The sequence below is a fragment of the Niallia taxi genome (assembly GCF_032818155.1).
Taxonomy (GTDB): Bacteria; Bacillota; Bacilli; order Bacillales; family Cytobacillaceae; genus Niallia; species Niallia taxi_A.
The window spans coordinates 586,058-602,760 of sequence record NZ_CP102590.1; the positions used below are offsets into that span (position 1 = coordinate 586,058).

Genomic DNA, 16,703 nt, shown 5'->3' on the forward strand with positions numbered 1-16,703 from the left:
TCCTCTCTATTTATTAGCCAAATAAGTGAAAAACCCCATAAATAAGCGTTGAAATAAGTGCTAATGTTAAACCAACTAGCGTTTCATAAGGTATCAGCTTTAAACGCTCCTTCATTTCCATATTGACACTGCCGCCTGTTGAATGGAAAAAGCTGCCGTGCGGGAGATGGTCGAGCACTGTTGCTCCTGCGTGAATCATTGCTGCCCCAGCCAGTGCGGAAACACCCATATCTAAAATGGTTGAACTAAACACTTGGCTTGCAACCGCTGTTCCTGCAGTTGTAGATGCTGTCGCCGCTGACATAAAAATACCGGAGACTGGTGCAAGCACAAAGCCGGGAAATCCAAGGACATTTAAGCCATCTATGAGTACATCCTTTAAGCCGGAATTTGCAATAATACCTGCTAATGTACCTGTTCCAAGCAGCATGATGGCAACACTGGTCATCTTACCTAATCCGGAAACAGCATAATCATTAATCTTTTTCCCTCTTCCCATTACAATTGCCCCGACAACACCGCCAGCTGGCAAGGCAATCATTGGATCAATACTAATATTAAACAACGGTCGTAATGACAATAGCAATATCGTAACAATTGGGGCAATAATAGCTGTTAAAAAGGAAGGAAGCTTTAAACTATTAGGAGCGTCGATTTCCTCTACTTGGATGACTGACCCTTTATTCACAAGTTTTTTTGCGAGTATGTATGTAACGATAAGCCCGAATACAGCCGGGATGATACCTGCCGCCATAATCGAGGTTAGCGGAACATCAAAGGCATCTGACGCTGCAATCGCATTTGGGTTTGGAGACATGATATTACCAGCTTTTCCTCCGCCAATCATTGCCAGTAGTATGGCCATTTTTGAAATGCCTGCCTTTTTAGCAATGGCAAGTGCAATTGGTGCAACTGTAATGACAGCAACATCGACAAATACCCCAACTGTTGTCAGAATCATTGTCGCTAATGATAAAGCGAGAAGCGCTCGTGTTTCTCCCAGCTTCTTAACGATTGTTTCGGCTATAACAGCTGCTGCTCCAGATTCAATCAATACACCAGCAAGCACACCGGCAGCCAAAATTCTTAATAAAGCAGGAATGATATCCTCCGCACCTGCCATCATTAATGAAACGGTATTAACTATATCAACTCCTCCGACAAGCCCCCCAACTAAGGCGCCGGCAATCATCCCATAAGCAGGAGAGACCTTTTTAAGTATCAAAACGATTGCTACAACAAGTGCAACAATCGCTCCTAATGCACTTACTTGAATGTCATCCACAAGAGTTCCTCCTCGTTTGTTATATACATATTGTAAGCGGTTGCTGATGGTTTTTCTTTGGACACAGCATAAAAAATAAGCTTGGCAGCACCAAGCTTTTTTGTGCATTTGCACAATATTTTATGAAAGCTGATTTTGCAGGAGCGAAAGATAAAGCTCCACTAGCTCCTTCAATTTTCGCGGGTTTTTGCCTGTCAGCTCATTAATTCTTTCTAAACGGTACCGAAGTGTGTTCCGATGGATAAACAGCTTGCTAGCGACTTTGTTGACATCGCCATTTTCCTCCACATACATAAGTAATGTTTCAAGCAGTTCCCCTTTTTTATCCTGATGCTTGAGGCGGTCAACATATGGTTCCATGCTGACACTTAATCCTAGCTCTAGCGCTTGTGAAAGAAAGATCGGCAGCTTACTATCATCTGAGAAATATAGAGTTGTATCTGGAGACAGCTTCATTCCAACCTTCAAAGCATGAACAGCCTCCTGATAAGAAACGCTTAGACCTTCCATGCCACTATGATATGATCCAAGTGCAATTTTAACTGATATCCCTTCCTGTTTTTCAAAGTAGGCTGCCCACTTCTTTAGTTCAAGCTTTGTAGCAGCTTCATTCCAAACTCCATCCTTTAAAGCTATCTTTTTTAATAGAATGATATATTGCTGGTGAACTACATGGAGATCATCCTTTAACAGCTTAGAACGGAGCGATTTAAACACTCTCGCTTTATCCATAGATGCAATAATTACCGCCGTCCTCGGTATACGCACATCTATGCCGAGCCGTTTCGCCCTGTCAAAAAAGAGCGCATCGTATTCCTTCCCGTCAAGAAGTTTGGTTACAAGCTCCTCCTTAAGACGCTCATCCCATTGCATTTCCTCCATTAAAAATGCTTGCTGGATAATCATTTCGGCAGCCATCTTCACAAGCTCTCCATAATGGCGGATTTCTGTTGGATTTCCTGTAATCCCAATAACTCCGACCACTTTATCGAAAGATTTGATCGGTAAGTTAATGCCCGCTTTTACGCCATGGAATTGCCCAATTTCTGTATCAGCAATTTCAAAACCAGCTTGCGTTTCAATCACCTTTAATGCGCCTTCATGGACAGCATCGACCCGTCGCTCATCACCAGAAGCTATGATAATCCCTTTTTCATTCATCACATTAATATTCCAGTTGATGATTGTCATCGTTCGGTTGACGATTTCCTGTGCTAACCGTTTGTCTAAGTATTTCATTTACTTCCTCTTTTCTGACACAAAAGGATATTTATTATTCTTATATCTATCATAACATAGCTCTTTTACTGCTAATTTATCTAGATTTATTCTTTTACAATAAGTAAGTCAAGTAAAAAAGCATGTCCAGTTGTAACAATACTGTTAACAACTGGACATGCTTTTTAGTTTTTAGATGAAATCTTAGGACGGGCAAAAAATACATCGTTTGCAGGACAAAGAATATTACCACAAAAATAAGGAAATCCACAAAGACATTTAATTGAGCATTTTCTACAATGAAATCATGAAGAAAGAATGTAATACACAAAACTATTAGGGATCCTAAAACGCTTTGTTTCCAAAAAGAACTATACGCTATCTTTGAAATGACAAATACCTCCCTTTTCATCTGGCATATATTTATCATATTAAGTTTTAACCATTGGTACAACCCTTGCCTTTACCCCAATTCTCATCTAGTAAAAATTCTAATCTGAATTTCCTATGGACAAGCAGAGCTTTATATACTTGCCAACAAAAAAGAGGCCATTTCAGCCTCTTCAAAAATCAATACCAATTAAGCATCTAAAGGTTCAACCTTACCTAACAGGAATATATAATTGAATATTCCTAGGATAATTAATCCTGCTGAAAACAAAAGTGCAGGGACGAAGGAGCCTGTAGCTGCAACGATAAAGCCTGTAATAATCGGTCCAACTACGCCACCCATATTAGACACTGTATTTTGCATACCTGCAACGATGGATGTCATATTTTTTGGAGCTACGTCTGAAGGCAATGCCCATACTTGTGATGCAGCTACAGTTGTTCCTGATTTAGCGATACATAATAACACTACTGCTAGAACTGCTGAATCTGCAAAGGCAGCAAATCCGATACAAGATGCCATCAATAAGCCTATAATCAAAAATAGTTTTCTTGTTGCCGTTAACGATAGTTTGCCGCTTGCAGCTACTTTATCAGAAGTCCAGCCAGCAATAACCTCTACTACCATCGCTACTAATAGTGGTAATGACGCGATAAAACCCATCTCAATTAAATTCATGCCTCTTTCTTCAACAAGGTATGATGGCAGCCATGTAATAAAGAAATAGGAATTATAGTTAATGACAAAGAAACCAAGACACATAGCCCAAATATTGCGGTATTTTAGTAACTCATACCATTTCATTGCTGGAGCGCTTGATAATCCATCTTTTCGAGATTGTCCAGAGCGGATATAATGAAGTTCTTCTTCATTCACACCTTTATGGTCCTCTGGATTTTCTTTAAAATAGATGAACCAAATAACTCCCCAAATGACTCCTAATAATCCGATAACTACAAAGGTTGCCTTCCAGCCAACAAGGGCAATCAGCCAAACAATTAGTGGCATTGCGATTGCTCCGCCGAACTTGGAACCGCTGTCAAAAATACTTGAAACGGTTGCTCTTTCTTTATCAGGGAACCACTTTGATGCAATTCCCGCATTACTTGGGTATGCAGCAGCTTCCCCTACACCTAGCGCAACCCGAAATCCTAACAGTGATTTAAAGCCAGTTGCCAGCCCTGTCACTGCAGTAGCTACAGACCACCAAATTACTGCAAATCCGAGCGTTTTCTTTTGTCCGTATTTATCTGCAAACCAGCCTGCTGGAATTTGTAACAGTGCATAGGACCAAAAGAAGCCTGACATGATAACACCCATTTGTGCTGCAGATAAGTGGAATTCCTCTGTAATATATGGTGCAGCAGCAGAGAGCACCGTACGGTCAATGTAATTGATGGCAATTGCCAGCCACATGAGGAAAATGACAACCCAGCGGACCTTTGATTTCTTTCTTGCAGGCTGTATGCCTTCATTAGGAATGGTCTGTTTATTTTCTATCATACATTGTTCACCCATTTCATCATTTATAGTGGAAGCATTTCCTTACATTTCGAAAAAAAGTGCATTTATAGCTTAATTACATGGTTTGGTTCTTTGTTGTTAACAAGTACGTCAACAATATTCTGCACACACACCATACCAAGGGTATTAATTGCTCCACTTGTATAGCCGGCTATATGTGGCAAGGCAATAAAATTGGAATGCTCAAAAAGCGGATGATCGGTAGCAGGCTCTTCTTCAAACACATCTAAAGCAGCTCCAGCAATTTTGCCATTTTTCAATGCTTCATATAAAGCAGCTTCAGAAACAATGCCACCTCGTGAAGCGTTTACAATAAATGCCTCTTCCTTCATAAGTGCAAACTCTTTTTCTGCGATGAGATTTCTTGTTTGTGGTGTTAATGGCATATGTAATGTGATAAAGTCACTACTTGTCAGCAATTCTTCAAGTTGCACATATTCAATACCATACTCCGCAGCAAATGCATCGTTTGGATATGGATCATAGGCGACTATTTTCATATCAAAGCCTTTTGCCCTTTTCGCTACTTCTCTGCCAATCATTCCAAGCCCAACGATTCCTAACGTTTTTCCGTATACATCTGAACCAAAAATTCTTGGCCATTCCCCTTTTTTGGTTTTATCATTGGCTTCAGGTATTTTTCTCGCTAATGAAAGCATTAGTGCAAATGCAAAATCAGCTACAGCATGCTTGTTGGCATTAGGGACATTTGTGACAACGACCCCTCTGTCCTGTGCCGCTTTTACGTCTATATTGTCAACACCGACACCATGCTTGCAGACAATCTTTAAATCTGGCAAGCTATCAAGTACCTTTTCGCTAATGGTATTAAAAGCAACAATCGCCGCATTAACCCCTTGCATTTTCTCAATGAATTCAGCTTCTGTAATATCTGCTGGTAAATACTCAAACTCGATTTGGTGATTTCTTAAGAATTCGATTGGTTCATTGGAGTATTTAGCAAATGAAGGTGAAGTTGAAACAACTTTCATGTTCATTCTCCTTTTCACTGCGCAGGGGAAAGATAGCATATCGCTAACCTCCCTCCCTAGCTTGATTATTTTTTGACTTCTTTAGGAGCTAATTCAGCAGCAGATGTTAATGCAGCAAGCATACTTCTTTCATCTGCAATCCCTTTACCTGCAATATCAAAGGCAGTACCATGATCAACTGATGTTCGGATAATGCCGCCATTTAAACCAACGGTGATATTCACGCCTTCTTCTAAGCCGAGAACCTTTATCGGTACATGTCCTTGATCATGATAACAAGCTACTACAATATCAAAATCTCCCCTTACAGCTCGGAAAAATAAAGTATCGGCAGGATACGGTCCGGTAACATTTACACCTTCTGCAGCAGCTTTTTCAATGGCAGGCTGTAATTTTTCCTCTTCTTCCCCCATACCGAACAGACCATTTTCCCCTGCATGCGGGTTTATTCCGCAAACAGCAATTCTTGGGTTTGGCATACCAGCATTTCTTAATGTTTCATCCGCTAATTGAATTACTTTATATGTACGCTCAGGATCAATTAAATCAATTGCTTTTCTTAAACCAACATGTGTTGTCAAATGTATTACCTTTAGCTTTGGTGATGACAGCATCATGGAATAATCCTTTGTATCTGTTAAATCTGCTAATATTTCTGTATGACCAGGATACTTATAGCCGCCTAAATGCATTGCCTCTTTATTTAAGGGAGCAGTACAGATTGCCGCTATTTCCTTATCCTTTGCAAGCTGTACTGCCTTTTCCAAAAACTTAAACGCAGCTGCGCCGGATTGCGCTGATACCTTACCAAATTCAAGATTTGATTCGAGCAAGTCTAAATCAACAATATCGATAACTCCGTGTTGGAATTTTGCCTCTGGGACTGCTTTAACTATATTTACTTTAAAAGAATAACCTAAAATATTGATTGCTCTTACTAAAATGGAGGAATCACCTATTACGACAGGCTTGCACAAATCGTATGTTTCTTGGTGTGCTAGTGCTTTAACAATAATCTCGGGTCCTACGCCTGCAGCGTCCCCCATTGTAATTCCTATAACTGGCTTCATCTTGATTTTCCCTCCTCTTTTGGAAAGTATTATTACTCAGCAATCAGTTGTTGCTGATCTGTGCCATTTAGTTTTTTTAATACTGTGCTCATTGTGTACTCATTACCGAAGTTACCTGCTTTTGTAACTGCGATTATCCCACTATTGTCTAATCTTCCAATTGGGATACCACTCTCGACTTCATCAAGTAAGTGAAAATACTCAATTTCAAGATGCTCAAGTACTTGCTGTGCAGTATCTCCACCTGTTAGGAAAAGTCGTTTCACCTGACATTCACGAATGATTTGTACGGCTATATTACCTATTGTTTTGGAAATATTATTGCTTATTTCCACTAATGTCAGTCCTCGATCTATCCCAACCCTTTGGGTTTCCTCGACTTTATCTGAAGAAAATAACACAACATTTTTTTGTGTGCGGATTGCTTCAACAGCTCGGTTTTTTATGGAATCAAGCTCTTCTTGTGCCCTACTTTCTCCTGATAAAAGGTTAATTGGATTACATTCAATTCCTTCGATTTGTTCATTATTTAAGAGATAACCCAGCTGAGTTCTCCCTATTTTGCTGACACTGCCGACAACGAATAATGCTGGTAAAATTGGCTCATTTGGCATGAAAGGTTTCTTTTCCTTGACTTTTAACTGAAAGAGTTTCGGTATATGTGCAATTAATCCAGATGAACCACAATATACTGTTTTATAGTTCATGAGATTAATAGCGTGCAATAACACTTCAAAATTCAGTTCTTCTACTGAATCAACAGTAATGTAGGAAACTCCTTCTTGCTTATACTTTTGCAAAGCCTTACAAACCTCGTCAATCCCACTTCGCAGCACGTCTTTATTAATATGGCCCACCTTACGTCCAGCCTGCTGTTCGATAATTTTCGTAATATTAGACTCAAGCACTGGTGTTTTCGGATCTTTAGCTACCTCTGTTTCATGCAGCAGTTTTCCATTTAAATAATGCAGGCCATTCGCGATTATTCGGTCGTTTTTCGGATATCCTGGTGCAATGACGATAAAGTCAGGGCATAATGCTTCAAAAAGCGCATTTAACTCTATTCCAATATTGCCTCTCATCGTGCTGTCGATTTTTTTATAAATTACATCAAATTTCTCTGCTGCTAATATGGATGCAAGCTCATATACTTTTTCATAGGCTTCTTCTTTTGATAAAGAACGGCTGTCTGTATTAAAAATGACCGTATCATTTTGTCGATTAATTCTGTCATTTTTCACAGAAACGACTACATTCAGCCCGTAAGGCACTAGCTGTGCACCGCAATCACTAGCACCTGTTAAATCATCAGAAATTACTGCTAATCTCATAGTTAACACACCACTCCCTAGCCAAGCAGCCTGCGATAAATCGCTTCCATTTCATCGGTGCTTACCTTTTTCGGATTATTGTTCAATAGCCTAGTAACTTGTGCAGCTGAAACTGCCAAACTCGGAATATCTTCTTCGACCACTCCATATGCTTGTAAATCCTGTGGAATCTCGAGTGTTGCAGTCCATTCCGAGATTTTTTCAATCACCTTTCGCGCTTTTTCCTCTGCCGACAGACCAGAAACAGCTAATCCCATAGGTTCTGCAACAAGTGCTAATCTTTCTGTACAAGCATCTAAGTTAAACTCCATCACATGTGGAAGCAGCATTGAGTTTGCAACACCGTGAGGAATTTTAAATTTACCGCCAAGTGGGTATGCTAATGCATGAACGGCAGCAGTGCCTGCACTTGTCAAAGCCATTCCTCCGTACATGGAACCAACTAGCATCTTTTCTCTTGCTTCTACTGATGATCCATTCTCATATGCCTCGACAATACTTGAAGCAATAAGACGAATCGACTCAAGTGCAAACATATCACTTAACGGATTTGCTTTATTTGAAATAAATGACTCTAATGAGTGAGTAAATGCGTCCATACCAGTCGCTGCAGTAATTGGCTTTGGCAATCCAACTGTCAATAGAGGGTCTAATACAACCAATGCCGGTAATAGGTGGTTGCTAACAATCCCGATTTTCAATTCCTCTTCAGGAATTGTCACAATTGCGTTAGGAGTAACTTCAGCGCCAGTTCCAGAAGTTGTTGGTATTAATACTGTAGGAACACCAGCCTTTTCCACCATATCAGTGCCTAAAAGCTCTCTGACTTGCTTATCATTTGTCATTAAAACAGACAAGATCTTCGTTGTATCAAGTACACTTCCTCCACCAATACCAATAAGAACATCGTACTTTGTATTAGAGGTTTGCTGAAAAACGTCCTCGATATTTTCAACCGTAGGCTCTGGAAGAATATCTAAATTAATATTTACATATATTCCTTGGTCTTCAAGCTGCTCCTTAATTGTTCCAACAAACCCTAAATCGCTGATGGAGGGCTGCGATATAATCAGCGCTGAATTTATGTTTTTACTTACTAGTTTGATATCATCCTTTAATCGTTTAAGGGATTCTTTACCTGCTATTATTTGTTTTGCTGTCTGAAAGCTATAAATCGGTTGCATTTTTCTTTTCCTCCCAGCCTATTAAACTTGTAATTTTGAATAACCAGAAACCATTTGTTTTACCACTTCAAGTCCTTCGCCTTCAAGCTCCTTAACGGGAAGTTTAGGAGGTCCAACATCAATACCTGATAACACAACTGCCTTTTTTAAGGCTGAAGGAAGCGTTCCATATTTAAATGTGTCTCGCAATGGCTGAAGCCTGCTTTGTGCTTTCTCTGCTTCTTCCAAATTTCCATTCATCCACTGTGTATAAATAGAAACAACTATTTCTGGCAATAAATTTGCGGTTGCTGCAACAGCCCCTGCTCCCCCTGCTTTTAATGTTTGTAGAATAAGCGAATCAGTTCCTGCCAATACGGAGAAGTCTTTATCCTTTGTCAGCTCGATATAGTGTTCAATATTTTCGAAGTTGCCGCTGCTGTCCTTAATACCGATAATGTTCGGAACATCTGCGAGTGCAGCTGCTGTTTCAGGCTCAATATTCACACCTGTTCTTCCTGGAATATTGTAAAGCAGCACAGGTAAGGATGTAGATTCGGCTACTTTTTTAAAGTGCTCCTTTAATTCTTCTTGTGATGGTGCGATAAAGTATGGCGTAATAACCGATAACGCATCTGCACCAAGCGCTTCCATTTCTTTAGACAGCTCGATCGATTCCTCTGTACTATTACCGCCAGCTCCAAGAATAACCGGAACTTTTCCATTAGCTGCTTCAATGACAGTTTTTGCGATCTTCAGTTTGTCTTCTTTATTAAACAAATGAAATTCTCCATTTGTACCAAGTGCAAATATGCCGTGTACTCCCGATTCTATTAGATGGCTGACAAGCTGATGCAGCACCACCTCATTAACTGTTTGATCCTGGCGTATTGGTGTCACGATTGCTGGAATAATCCCCTTAATATCCATAATAAACCTCCAAATAGTTGCATTTTTAAACAATTAACATTTTATGTACCGCTTACATTTTTCATTATAAAACTAAAGGTTTAAAAACTCAACACTTTTTTAGTTGAATTTTTAAACCTTTTTAAATCGTTGTATTTTGCAACGATTATTATTCTTTTAATTTTCTCCATAATGTTGTTCGGTTAATTCCTAATCGTTCGGCGGTTTTCGTCTGATTTTTGCCTTCTTCTAGCCAAACTTTTTGGATGATGCTTTTTTCTATTTCATCTAAGGTTCCTGTTAACGTCAAATCACTCGTCACACCAGCAGGTTCACCTTGCATTACTTCTGCAACATCTTCTATTTCTAAATAATATCCATTTGAAAATAACACACCATTATTTATGGTTTGTTTAAGCTGATTAATATTACCTGGCCAATTCCCTTGTTCTAAATACTCTTTTGCCTCTTGACGAAGGCCAACGACTTGCTTTCCATACCTTAAGTTTTGTTCATTGATGAAAACAGATGCCATCCCTTCAATATCTTCTTTTCTTTCCCGTAATGGCGGCATTACAAAGCTTACATCAGACAAAAGCTGATGAAGACTTTCCAAAAACTCACCTGTTTGGATTTTAGCAAAGATATTTTGGCTGCAAGATATGATAAAAAAGCACTCCTCTTTATGCTCTTTTACAAAGCGATATAAAACTCTTTGCAGTTCGATTGTCAAAAACTCGATATTTTTGATGAACACTGTTTTCTTATCATTTTCTGTATCAATCCGTGATAGCCAATCCAGCCAAGTCTCTTTTGTCATAAGCGCACAGTCAAATGTAATTAAATAAGAACTGTTTAGATGCATGTTACTTGCGTGTATATAGGAAGCTATATATTCTTTCCCTGTTCCTTTTTCACCGTTTATCCAAATGCTTGAATTCACTTGTTTACTATTTTGGATAAATGTAAAGATCTTTTGCACTTTTTCATTTTTAGACAGGAATGTAAGGCCATTGTTTCTTTTTTCATCACCAAATGATGTCAGAACGCCAGCTTGATTTTTCTCGTTAACGCCCAGTCTTTCCAGCTTGAAGACAGTTATTTGCTCATCGTTTCTATTTAGCTGCTCATGTAAGACCTTCCAGTGTGCTTCTGCGTCTGAAAGGAAGGAGGCATGCTTTTCACCAACCTGACTACCTAACAATTCCTGCAATTGCTCTTGCATGTTCGGCGTTACTTGTTCATTAAAAAGGCTATTGCTGTATATTCTTGTTTTATTGGCATCATAAACAGCTATTCCCAAATCAGATTGCTGAATCAGCTGATATGGCAAAGAATAAGTATCTTTTATTTTTTGATAAAATCCATATACCTTCTCGGCATTGCGGAAAGCTTTCATGACACTTTCTTTTCCTGATGTAAGCAGAATGCCATTCAAACCGGCACTATGTGCCATTTTGATTGTGACAGCATCTCCAATAATATTTTGATAGCCATTTAATTTAAGATTTTCCAGGATCGCGCTGATATCCTGCTCCTGTTTTACTTTGTAGGATGACATGCTAATATTTAAAATTTCACAAACCGCAGCAGCACCCTCTGCAATTTGCTCAAAACCTACGATTGCTGTTTTTCCAGGATATTTCTTTACAAGCGTTAATACGCGAAGCATATCATAACCGGAAACCTCTATTTCAACGACTGGTATACTCAGCTCCCGCTGAATGAGTTCTGCTGTTCCTCCTCTGCTTATAATAATGTCAAAGCCTTGCTTTTTCGCGGCTTTTGCTAGTGATAAGCCTTGGTTTAAATCACCAATTTCTGTCGTAATATCAAGCTTTTCTTTTTTTGCCAGCTGTGTAATTAATTCTTTTAGCCCTTCATATGGAGCTATTGCTAATACCTTCATTCCGTTCACCTTCTGTTGCATATTTAAACATACCACTACTATACCAAATAATTACACTGTTGAAAAAAGAAAATGCTACAAATATAAAAAAGACCACTTTCCCGTAAGGAAGTGGTCTTCCGATTTACCTCATTCACCTTCGCCAATTCTTCGCAATCTCTTCAATATCCCGTGGTGATGTTCGGCAACAGCCGCCAATAATGCTTGCTCCTGCTTTAAACCATTCTTTATGGTTCAAGCTGGAACAGACTTCCTCGCCATGCCATGTTTTTGTTTCAGGATTATATGTTTCACCCGAATTCGGATAGACGATTATTGGTTTATTTGTACTTTCTTTAAAATTTTTGATTGCTTCTGTAACGATCGGAGCTGGTGCACAGTTTAATCCAATTGCGGTAATTTGGTCATTTTCGCCAAACAAACTTCCACAATCTCTGATTAGCGTGCCGTCACTGATTTCTGTATCTGATTTTAAAGAAAAAGAGAGCCATGCATATGTATCTGGGAATTCACTTAGGATTTTTACTAACACTGTTGCTTCCTGCAATGACGGAATTGTTTCAAATGCTAATAGGTCAGCCCCTGCTTCAATTAATGCCGCCATTCTTTTACGATGGAAATCTGCCAACACTTCATCTGATACTCCGTAATTCCCGACATATTCGGATCCATCTGCCAAGTAGGCTCCATACGGTCCAACTGATGCTGCGACTAACGGCTTCGGCCTATTTGGGGTTGGGTTTGGCTGTTTATGCTCCTCCCAAAAGTCATCCCTGGCTTTTTTTGCGAGGGATACAGTCTTTTTTATTAACTCTAATGCGGCAGATTCTTGAATGCCTCTTTTGGCAAAACCAGCAATGGAGGCTTGATAGCTCGCGGTGATGACACAATCTGCTCCTGCTAGATAATAGTCCATATGCACCTGATAGATAAGCTCCGGATTGTCTAGAAGCACAGTCGCTGACCAAAGAGGATCATCCAAATTACAGCCATGTGCTTCTAATTCAGTCGCTAACGCTCCATCCAAAATCATTAGAGGGTATTCTGTTAATATAGTCTTAATTGGATTGCTGCTGAACATATTCTGCTTCCCCTTTCTTCTTAAGCTTCTTTGTGATGTAAAAGCTAATATAGCAGAATACGATAAACGGTATTCCACAATATAAGGCTATTCGTTGTGTTGGGTCAAAGGCTATTCCAATGCATGATGCAAGACAGAGTACAAAGGATGCGATTGGTACAAAAGGATAAAGTGGCGTCCGATAAACAAGATCGTCAACTGAATTACCTTCTTTTAAATACTGTTTGCGGAACAAAAACTGCGAAGCACTTATGCTCATCCATACAGCGACAACAGCAAGTCCAGAAATCGACACTAGTACGATATAAACGGTCCCTGGTGCAATAATGCTTGATAAAAGGGCCAATCCTCCGCCAAGCATGCTGAATACCACTGCATATACTGGAACACCGTTTTTGGATAGTTTTTTAAATCTCGGAGAAATAGTATTTTTATCTGCTAGTGACCATAGCATTCTTGATGATGCATAGAGTCCTGAGTTCGCTGCTGACAAAATAGCAGTCAATATTACAAAGTTCATAATATCTGCTGCATAAGGGATTCCGATTCGTTCAAAAACAGCCACAAATGGGCTTTCTAGTACACCGGCTTCGGATGATGGCAATAGTGCTGACAAAATAAAGATCGTTCCAACAAAGAAGATAACTAAACGCCATAATGTTGTGTGAATCGCTTTAGGAACTGTTTTCTCTGGATTGGCTGTTTCACCTGCTGCAATTCCGATTAACTCTGTTCCTGAAAAAGCGAAGTTAACTGCCAGCATTGTCATGAATACTGTGATAGCTCCATTAGGAAAAAGATCACCACTTGTGAAATTACTTAGCAATGGTGCTGACTGTGTATGTGCCATTGGTATAATGCCAATAACAGCACCTAAGCCTAGTAAAATGAAAAGTGCGATAGCAATTACTTTAATGGAAGAAAACCAAAATTCAGATTCTGCGAACAATCTCACTGTTAGTATGTTCAACATAAATATTAAAAGTGCGAATACTAAGCTCCAAATCCATACATTAACAGATGGAAACCATCTTTGCATAAGAAGTCCCGCCGCTGTAAATTCAGAACCTAATGCAACAGTCCATGTTAACCAATACAGCCATGCAACTGTATAGCCTGTAGCTGGATTAATGTATTTAGCGGCATAGCTGTGAAATGCTCCTGTTTCCGGCATATGTACAGCCAGCTCTCCTAAGCACAGCATCACCAAATAAACGACAAGCGCTCCAATAAGATAAGCAAGAATTGTGCCTATTGGGCCAGCCTGCTGTATCGTATAGCCTGAACTCAAGAATAGCCCTGTTCCAATAACTCCTCCAAGTGACAGCATCACTAAATGCCTCGTTTGCATTTTTCGTTGAAATTGTTCTTTGTTGTTTTCCATCCCAAACTCTCCTTAAAATATCCAGAAAAAAACACACCCAAATTAGAGTGTGTCGCTGACAAATAAACTAAGCTCTCATCTATCAGGGAGTCAACACCCACTGGAATTAGCACAGTGTCAATAGACCTGCTGCTGAGGCTTCATAGGGCCAGTCCCTCCACCTCTCTGGATAAGAAATATTTTTTTAACATTACCAATCAATGAAATTAATGTCAATAGGGTCGTATCTGGCAAAATAGCAGAGAATTATTCTTGTATTTCTTATTTGGAGGGTGTTTGAGAAAGTTACCTGTTACTACCTACACTATTTTCTATGTATGGAATATTTCAATATAACAAAAAAAAAACAAAAAATATTTAATTCCCATGCACAACTAGTTAATCATCTAGCTACTTTTTTAGAAAAATCATTCTCAAAAAAACTATCATTGTTATGTTATACTGTATAAGGTTTGCAACATAAGAGAGGAGTTACCAATATTATGGACTTATCAAAATCATCTGAGTATAACAAAACTAAATCTATTTCTATTTATTTACTTATTGCAGGGATTGTCCTTGTCGCTTTCAACCTTCGCCCGGCAATTACTTCTTTAGGACCTCTTGTCGGCTTTATTCAGGAAGACGTTGGACTAGCCCATTGGAGTTCAGGGTTACTGATGAGCTTGCCATTAATCACATTTTCCATCATGTCACCTCTCGTACCGAAAATATCCAGCCGGTTATCAAATGAAAAGGCGCTTCTTCTCGGTCTAATTGTATTATTAACAGGCATTTGTTCTAGATCTATTCCATATACCTTTTTCCTTTTCGCTGGGACATTACTAATCGGAATTGGCATAGCTATCGGCAATGTGCTCCTGCCAGCAATTGTTAAGGATAAATTCCCAACAAAGTTTGGTCTCATGACAAGTGTATACTCTACTTCAATGGGTATTTTCGCTTCCTTAGCTTCAGGTCTTAGTGTTCCGCTAGCTGAAGGGAACGGTCTAGGCTGGCAAGGTGCTCAAATGGTGTGGGGCATTCCTGCTGTAGCAGCGATTATTGTCTGGTTTTATTTACAGAAATACAATCGGAATGATAGTGCTGAAGTTACAAATACAAATCTAGTTACTCCAACAAAAGTTTGGTCTTCTCCGATTGCATGGCAAATCGCTATTTTCATGGGATTTCAGTCGTTTTTATTTTATGTGACAATTTCATGGCTGCCAGAAATTCTGCATAGCTATGGAATGAGCATAGAGACTGCGGGATGGATGTTATCCTTTATGCAATTAGTAGGTTTACCTGCCAGCTTTTTTATCCCATTTGTGGCAAGCCGTCTCAAGTCCCAATCTTGGATTGCCTTCGGTTTGGGCATTTGCGCCATTTTAGGCTATTTCGGGTTATTGGTTAGTGCTGACCACTATCCTATTTTAATTATCAGCATTATATTAATTGGTTTAGCTCTTGGCGGCATATTCCCATTAGCACTAAGCTTAATTGGTTTCCGTTCACATAGTGCGAAGCAAGCAGCAGAGCTTTCAGGTATGGCACAATCAACAGGCTATATTCTAGCTGCAGTTGGACCATTATTCATCGGTTCCCTATTTGATTGGACACATGTATGGTCCATCCCACTAATCACTCTTATTTTTGTAGCAGCGATTGTAACAATATTTGGAATGATGGCAGGACGGGACAGACATATTTAATATAATCAAAAGACTAGGACTTTAAGTACTTCGGTCTAAAACGACGAGGTTGCTAATAGTCTACATTAAAACCGAACTTTTCAGTTCGGTTTTTTTATTTACTTGGATGATTCATTTATAAGCCCAAGCCCTAAATAAATGATTTATTTATTTCCACTTAGGATTACACCCCCAAAAAAAACACCAATATTATCTAACATCTACTATTAAATATTTATTAATTCCAAGGACAAACTAAGAAAAAAATAAAAGGAGAAAACGATGTTTAAACGGAATGAATTAAACTTCTTACGACTATTATTCTTTGCCAGCATTGGATTATTGATAAATATGATTAGAAAGCCACCTTTAAAGGAGTGGCTGATTATCTTTTTGTTTAAAAGCTACATTGCATCAATATTAGATAATCTTGCTGTTAAAAAAGGCTATATTACATACCCTGTTAGAATATTTAGGACGTTCGACATTAGTGTGCTTTTCAGCTACTTAATCTTTCCTGTCACTTGTGTTTATTACAACCACGCATCAAAAGATTCAAAATTGCTCGGAATAGTGATCAAGTGCCTTCTTTTCAGCATTCCATCAGCAATTACAGAACATTTTATTGAGAAAAATACGAAGCTGGTCCAATATAAAAAGGGCTGGAACTCTTATTACAGCTTTTTTTCCATTGCTTTCTCCTTCTTATTTGTTAGGTTATTTATGGCTATTGTTCGCAAGGCGGAAAAAGTACAAGCAAATAATTAAATGAA

13 protein-coding genes and 1 riboswitch are annotated in these 16,703 nt (G+C 39.0%); of the genes, 2 read left to right on the plus strand and 11 right to left on the minus strand.

The annotated features are described in order from the left end of the window. Positions 1 to 13: 13 nt before the first annotated feature. From NQZ71_RS22015 to mmuP, 11 genes are all read right to left on the minus strand, one after another. Positions 14 to 1,285 (minus strand): GntP family permease, encoded by a 1,272-nt coding sequence (locus NQZ71_RS22015; RefSeq protein WP_317012444.1) that lies wholly within the window; start codon positions 1,283 to 1,285, stop codon positions 14 to 16. A 120-nt stretch (positions 1,286 to 1,405) separates the two neighbouring features. Then, complete coding sequence (locus NQZ71_RS22020) at positions 1,406 to 2,524, minus strand: sugar diacid recognition domain-containing protein (protein WP_317012445.1); 1,119 nt, start codon at positions 2,522 to 2,524, stop codon at positions 1,406 to 1,408. Positions 2,525 to 3,083: 559 nt separating this feature from the next. Next, positions 3,084 to 4,397 (minus strand): MFS transporter, encoded by a 1,314-nt coding sequence (locus NQZ71_RS22025; protein ID WP_275008927.1) that lies wholly within the window; start codon positions 4,395 to 4,397, stop codon positions 3,084 to 3,086. Between the two features lie 65 nt (positions 4,398 to 4,462). After that, positions 4,463 to 5,410, minus strand: a complete 948-nt coding sequence (locus tag NQZ71_RS22030; RefSeq protein WP_275008926.1) for a phosphoglycerate dehydrogenase — start codon at positions 5,408 to 5,410, stop codon at positions 4,463 to 4,465. Between the two features lie 65 nt (positions 5,411 to 5,475). Further along, positions 5,476 to 6,480, minus strand: coding sequence for a 4-hydroxythreonine-4-phosphate dehydrogenase PdxA (gene pdxA / locus NQZ71_RS22035; protein WP_275008925.1), 1,005 nt, complete (start codon positions 6,478 to 6,480; stop codon positions 5,476 to 5,478). Between the two features lie 32 nt (positions 6,481 to 6,512). Continuing rightward, positions 6,513 to 7,811: a four-carbon acid sugar kinase family protein gene (locus NQZ71_RS22040; RefSeq protein ID WP_275008924.1), complete on the minus strand. Its 1,299-nt coding sequence runs from the start codon at positions 7,809 to 7,811 to the stop codon at positions 6,513 to 6,515. 17 nt (positions 7,812 to 7,828) lie between these two features. Further along, on the minus strand, positions 7,829 to 8,995 hold the full coding sequence (locus tag NQZ71_RS22045; RefSeq protein WP_275008923.1) for an iron-containing alcohol dehydrogenase: 1,167 nt from the start codon (positions 8,993 to 8,995) through the stop codon (positions 7,829 to 7,831). 21 nt (positions 8,996 to 9,016) lie between these two features. Next, on the minus strand, positions 9,017 to 9,904 hold the full coding sequence (gene dapA, locus NQZ71_RS22050) for a 4-hydroxy-tetrahydrodipicolinate synthase (RefSeq protein WP_275008922.1): 888 nt from the start codon (positions 9,902 to 9,904) through the stop codon (positions 9,017 to 9,019). Positions 9,905 to 10,052: 148 nt separating this feature from the next. Then, complete coding sequence (locus NQZ71_RS22055; protein WP_275008921.1) at positions 10,053 to 11,792, minus strand: PrpR N-terminal domain-containing protein; 1,740 nt, start codon at positions 11,790 to 11,792, stop codon at positions 10,053 to 10,055. A 133-nt stretch (positions 11,793 to 11,925) separates the two neighbouring features. Continuing rightward, on the minus strand, positions 11,926 to 12,873 hold the full coding sequence (mmuM, locus tag NQZ71_RS22060; RefSeq protein ID WP_317012446.1) for a homocysteine S-methyltransferase: 948 nt from the start codon (positions 12,871 to 12,873) through the stop codon (positions 11,926 to 11,928). Further along, positions 12,851 to 14,257: an S-methylmethionine permease gene (mmuP, locus tag NQZ71_RS22065; protein ID WP_260055113.1), complete on the minus strand. Its 1,407-nt coding sequence runs from the start codon at positions 14,255 to 14,257 to the stop codon at positions 12,851 to 12,853. The genes mmuM and mmuP overlap by 23 nt, the downstream gene beginning before the upstream one ends. A gap of 72 nt (positions 14,258 to 14,329) precedes the next feature. Further along, positions 14,330 to 14,433, minus strand: a riboswitch (SAM riboswitch). A gap of 306 nt (positions 14,434 to 14,739) precedes the next feature. Between mmuP and NQZ71_RS22070 the strand changes: the two genes are divergently transcribed. Continuing rightward, on the plus strand, positions 14,740 to 15,951 hold the full coding sequence (locus NQZ71_RS22070; protein ID WP_144454246.1) for a CynX/NimT family MFS transporter: 1,212 nt from the start codon (positions 14,740 to 14,742) through the stop codon (positions 15,949 to 15,951). A 261-nt stretch (positions 15,952 to 16,212) separates the two neighbouring features. Beyond that, complete coding sequence (locus NQZ71_RS22075; RefSeq protein WP_317012447.1) at positions 16,213 to 16,698, plus strand: CBO0543 family protein; 486 nt, start codon at positions 16,213 to 16,215, stop codon at positions 16,696 to 16,698. Positions 16,699 to 16,703: the final 5 nt, after the last annotated feature.